This is a genomic window from Oceanicella sp., assembly GCF_056449545.1.
On sequence record NZ_JBWOMN010000093.1, the window covers coordinates 1 to 4,988 of the forward strand.

Sequence of the window (4,988 nt, forward strand, 5' to 3'; positions counted from 1 at the left end):
CGCCCCCGCGACGTCGCGGGGGCGGCGACGGGCGCGGATGGCGCCGCGCCAGACCCCGCCGCGCCCGAATCCCCACCCGAATCCCCACCCGACCCGGCGCGCGGCGCACAGGCGCCGCCGGATCTGAACCCGATCCTGCGCCCCCGCGGCCCGGCGCTGGACGGCGTCGCCGCGCGGCTCGACATCGGCGCGCTGCGCCTGATTCTGGTCAATCCCCGACTGCGCGACCCGGCATCCCCCATGCCCGCCTATTACGACGTGTCGCTGACTCAGGCCGAACGCACCCCGGGGCTGCGCCAGCCGTGGCTTTCGGCGCAGGACATCGAGGACCTCGTGGCCTTTCTGGCCACGCTGGACCGCCCGGCGGCGCCGGCGGCCGGGCCGTCCGCGGCGCCATCCGGTTCGCGCGACACGGGAAATTGAACCCCATGCGGCGCCGGACGCCGGTGACGCGACGCCCGCGATCGGCTAGGGAGGCTGTCTGACCGCGCAGACTGGAGCCCGACAGCATGGCCGATTTCGGCATCATCACCGCATTCCTTGGGGGATTGCTGAGTTTTCTATCGCCCTGCGTGCTGCCCCTGGCGCCGCCCTATCTGGCCTTCATGGCCGGGACCACCATGGATCAGCTCACCGGCGAATCCGAGACCGAGGTCGATGACGGGCTGGCCCGGCGGGTGCTGATCTCCTCGCTGTTCTTCGTCGCCGGACTGGCGACGGTGTTCGTGGCGCTGGGGGCCACGGCCTCGCTGATCGGGCAGACGCTGGCGCAGTACAAATACGAATTCGGCATGGTCGCGGGCTTCGTCATCTACGCGCTCGGCCAGCATTTCATCGGCTTTCGCAAGTCTCTGGCGACGGCGGCGGCGATCCTCGCGGTCTCGCTGCTCTACGCGCTGGCCAACGGCGCGGTGGATTCGGCCGCGGTGCTGTTCGCGGACAACTGGCAATGGGTCGCGGCGCTGATCGCGCTGGCGACGGCGCTGCAGTTCAGCGGCCTCGACCACCTGCCCTTCCTGATGCAGGAGGCCCGGTTCAACGCCAGCGGCTCGGCCGGCAGCTTCGCCGGCGCCTATGTGATCGGACTGGCCTTCGCCTTCGGCTGGACGCCCTGCATCGGGCCGATCCTCGGTTCGATCCTGTTCCTCGCCGCCCAGACCGAGACCCTGAGCACCGGCGTCGCCATGCTGTTCGTCTATTCCCTGGGGCTGGGCACGCCCTTCGTGCTGGTGGCGCTGTTCGTGAAGCCGTTCATGCGCTGGATGCGCGGGTTCCGCCGCCACATGGGCACGGTGGAGCGGGTCATGGGCGGGCTGCTGGTGGTGGTGGGCGTGATGATGCTCACCGGCAATTTCTCCAACCTGTCCTTCTGGCTGCTCGACGCGTTCCCGATTCTGGGCTCCATTGGCTGAGCGCGCCGCCGGCCGCCATTGGCGGACGGGTCAAGCGTCCGGCGCGCGGCCCGCCGCCTCAAGCGCCGCCTGGCGGATGGCGCTCGCCAATCCCAGCCCGGGCGGACGCGCCGCGTCGATTTCCGCGGCGAGCGCGTTCAGCGCCATGCCGCGCGCCGCCGCCATGGCGCGCAAGGCCTCCCAGAACATCGGCTCCAGCGACACCGACGTGCGATGCCCGCGCAGCGTCAGGGACCGTTTCCGCGGCGGCGCATAACCGGGGCCTTCAGTCCGGCGAGCGGTCATGCGTCGCCCGCCTCCTCGCCGTCGCCTTCAATGCGATCGCCGGCTCCCGGGCTCAGGCGATGCCCGTCCAGCCTGGCCTTGTCCAACGCGGCGAGCTTGTCGGCGCCCGCCTTTTCGGCCTTGCGGCGCCCGAACCTCACGGCGTTCTCGTCGCCCCGGCGGCGCGCCGCGTCGCGCGCCTTGCGCTTGCGGGCCTGTCGCAGATTCGTGATGTCAGCCATTGTCGATCCCTCCAGATTCCTGGCGAAACGCGCCCGGCCGAGAACCGGGCGGCGCTGGGCGGGGCGGATGTCATCCATGGGGCCGACGCCGCGACCGCCTCACTTCGGCCCGAGCATGTCTTTGGGCCGCACCACCCGGTCAAAGGTCTCGGCATCCACGAAACCCAGCGCGACGGCCTCCTGTTTCAGCGTCGTGCCGTTCTTGTGCGCGGTCTTGGCCACCTTGGTGGCGTTGTCATAGCCGATCTCCGGGGCCAGCGCCGTCACCAGCATCAGGCTTTCCCACATCAGTTTCGAGATCCGCGCCTCGTCGGCCTCGATCCCGACCACGCATCTGTCGGTGAAACACGCCGCCGCGTCGCCGAGCAGCTGCATCGACTGCAGCAGGTTGTAGATCATCATCGGCTTGTAGACGTTGAGTTCGAAATGCCCCTGCGAACCGGCGAACCCGATGGCCGCGTCATTGCCCATCACATGGGCGCAAACCTGGGTCAGCGCCTCGACCTGCGTCGGATTGACCTTGCCGGGCATGATCGAGGATCCGGGTTCGTTCTCGGGCAGGATCAGTTCGCCCAGACCGCAGCGCGGGCCGGAGCCGAGCAGGCGGATGTCATTGGCGATCTTGAACAGGGACGCCGCGACGGTCTTCAGCGCGCCGGACATTTCCACCACCGCGTCATGGGCGGCCAGCGCCTCGAACTTGTTGGGGGCGGTGACGAAAGGCAGGCCGGTGATGCGGGCGATGTTCGCGGCCACCGCTTCGGCGAAGCCCACGCGGGTGTTGAGCCCGGTGCCCACGGCGGTGCCCCCCTGCGCCAGCGCGTAGATGTTGGGCAGCGCCCGCTCCGCCCGGGCGACGCCCTGGGCGACCTGAAAGGCGTAGCCGCCGAATTCCTGCCCCAGCGTCAGCGGCGTGGCGTCCTGGGTGTGGGTGCGGCCGATCTTGATGATGTCGGCGAAAGCCTCGGATTTCGCCGCCAGCGCCGCGTGCAGCTTCTTCAGCCCCGGCAGCAGCACGTCGCGCATCGTGGTCGCGGCGGCGATGTGCATGGCGGTGGGGAAAGTGTCGTTGGAGGATTGCGACCGGTTGCAGTGGTCGTTGGGGTGCACCGGGGTCTTGGACCCGATCTCGCCGCCGAGCATCTCGATGGCGCGGTTGGCGATCACCTCGTTGGCGTTCATGTTGGACTGGGTGCCGGACCCGGTCTGCCACACCACCAGCGGGAAATGATCGTCGAGCTTGCCGGCGATCACCTCGTCCGCCGCGGCGGCGATGGCCTCGCCGATCGTCGGATCGAGATCGCCCGCCGCCATGTTGGCCTCGGCCGCCGCCCGCTTGATCACCCCGAGCGCGCGCACCAGCGCCACCGGCTGCTTTTCCCAGCCGATCGGGAAATTCATCAGCGAGCGCTGGGTCTGCGCGCCCCAGTACCTGTCGGCGGGAACTTCGAGGGGACCGAAGCTGTCGGTCTCGGTCCGCGTGGCGGGGGCGGTCATGCGCTGTCCTCCATTGGCTGCCTGTGGGCGGGTTCTATCGCGAGCGGCGCGCCCGGCGCAATGGCCCGCCGGGGGTGCATCGGGGGCCGACCCGGGTTTCGCGGGGCTTGCGCCGCGACGGCGCCGCTGCAAGGATCGCCCGGGGGATGAACGCCCGAGGCCCGGCGGTCCGGGCCCGCGATCCGGGCCCCCGATCCTGGTTTGCGATCAGGCGGCCCCCCGCCGCAGGAAACCGATGGAGAGCCGCGAATGCGCGCAGCGACTGAATGCCGGATCAGGGGCGCGGGCCGCCTTCGCGCCGCGGCGATGATCGGCGCGCTGCTTGCCGGAACCGCCCCGCCGCAAGCCGCGGGCGCCGAACCGATCCCGGAACTCGATTGCGTGATCAACCCGTCCCAGACCGTGCGGCTGTCCACCGCCGAACCCGGGCTGATCGCGCGTGTGCTGGCGCATCGCGGCGACGCCGTGGAAAAGGGCGACGTGGTCGCCGAACTGGTGGCGGACGCCGAACGGACGGCGGTGGACCTCGCCCGCGCCCGCGCCGGCGACGAAACCGAGCTGGCCTCCGCGACCAGCCGCGCGGCGATGCTGTCGCGCCGTGTGGCGCGCAGCGAAAAGCTGCTGAAATCGCGCATCGTGGCGGAATCGGCGCTGGACGAACTGCGCACCGAACTGCTGGTCGCCGAGCAGGAGGCCGAGGCCGCGCGCGCCCGCCTGGCGCTGGCGGCGCTGGAACTGCGCCGCGCCGAACAGCTGCTGGCGCGGCGGCGCATCGTCGCGCCGGTGTCGGGGATCGTGGTGGAGCGGCTGCTGTCGGCCGGCGAGTATTTCAACGAGACCGACAGCGTCGCCACCATCGCCGTGCTCGACCCGCTGCACGTGGAGACCTTCGTGTCGGTGACGCTGTTCGGGCGCATGCGCGAAGGCGACATCGCCCTGGTGCGCCCCGAGGCGCCGGTCGGGGGCGCCTATCGCGCCCGGGTCGACGTGGTGGATCGGGTGCTCGACGCCGCCAGCGGCACCTTCGGCGTGCGCCTGCTGATCGAGAACCCGGATTTCTCCATTCCCGCCGGGGTGAACTGCCGGGTGCAGTTTCCCGACGCGGCGAACTGAGCCCCGCCAGGGATCCTGCGCCGCGGCGATGAACGCGGCGCGGGCGGCGGTCGCCCCCGGTTCGCACCCCTTGCGCGACAGTCTCGCCGCCGCGGCGCAGCCTTGGCGCGAAGGCCGCGACGCAGGGTCGCGCCGCGCCCGGCGCCGCCGCCAGGCTCCCCGGAAAAAAGTGACACTTCTCTTAATGAATCGTTTATTCTGGCGGGTAGGGAGCGGCCCGTCAGATCGTGTTTTACTTCCCGTCAGGCGTGCATTTTCGGCCCTCTCTGCGTGAATTTAGTTCTTGGGGGAGACGTTCATGATGGAGTCACTGGATAAATCCGAAGGTTCGCTTGCTTGGGAAACTGACCCGGAAATCGATTCAGCAGACGGCGAGGGGCCGGACGCGCCGACCGCACGCGCCGGGGGGGCGAAAAAATTAACCAACGATCCCCTTGCCGAAGATGAGAAACTGTCGCGG

General features: G+C 70.0%; 6 protein-coding genes. 3 read left to right on the forward strand and 3 right to left on the reverse strand.

Annotated features, from left to right (window positions below; genetic code table 11):
• Together AC1HC7_RS12865 and AC1HC7_RS12870 are read left to right on the forward strand one after the other, a co-directional pair.
• On the forward strand, positions 1 to 423 hold a 423-nt coding region (locus tag AC1HC7_RS12865; RefSeq protein WP_479499079.1), incomplete at its 5' end, for a cytochrome c family protein.
• A gap of 86 nt (positions 424 to 509) precedes the next feature.
• Complete coding sequence (locus AC1HC7_RS12870; protein WP_479496465.1) at positions 510 to 1,412, forward strand: cytochrome c biogenesis CcdA family protein; 903 nt, start codon at positions 510 to 512, stop codon at positions 1,410 to 1,412.
• Positions 1,413 to 1,442: 30 nt separating this feature from the next.
• Here the strand turns inward: AC1HC7_RS12870 and AC1HC7_RS12875 are convergent, their stop codons facing one another.
• The 3 genes from AC1HC7_RS12875 to fumC form a co-directional block, all read right to left on the reverse strand.
• Entirely contained in the window at positions 1,443 to 1,697 is a 255-nt protein-coding gene (locus AC1HC7_RS12875; protein WP_479496466.1) for a ribbon-helix-helix domain-containing protein, read from the reverse strand.
• A complete protein-coding gene (locus AC1HC7_RS12880; protein WP_479496467.1) occupies positions 1,694 to 1,918 on the reverse strand; it encodes a DUF4169 family protein in 225 nt (74 codons plus the stop codon). The genes AC1HC7_RS12875 and AC1HC7_RS12880 overlap by 4 nt, the downstream gene beginning before the upstream one ends.
• A gap of 99 nt (positions 1,919 to 2,017) precedes the next feature.
• Complete coding sequence (fumC, locus tag AC1HC7_RS12885; RefSeq protein ID WP_479496468.1) at positions 2,018 to 3,415, reverse strand: class II fumarate hydratase; 1,398 nt, start codon at positions 3,413 to 3,415, stop codon at positions 2,018 to 2,020.
• A 249-nt stretch (positions 3,416 to 3,664) separates the two neighbouring features.
• Here fumC and AC1HC7_RS12890 point away from each other — a divergent pair, with 249 nt between their 5' ends.
• A complete protein-coding gene (locus tag AC1HC7_RS12890; RefSeq protein ID WP_479496469.1) occupies positions 3,665 to 4,528 on the forward strand; it encodes an efflux RND transporter periplasmic adaptor subunit in 864 nt (287 codons plus the stop codon).
• The last annotated feature ends 460 nt before the right edge of the window (positions 4,529 to 4,988 follow it).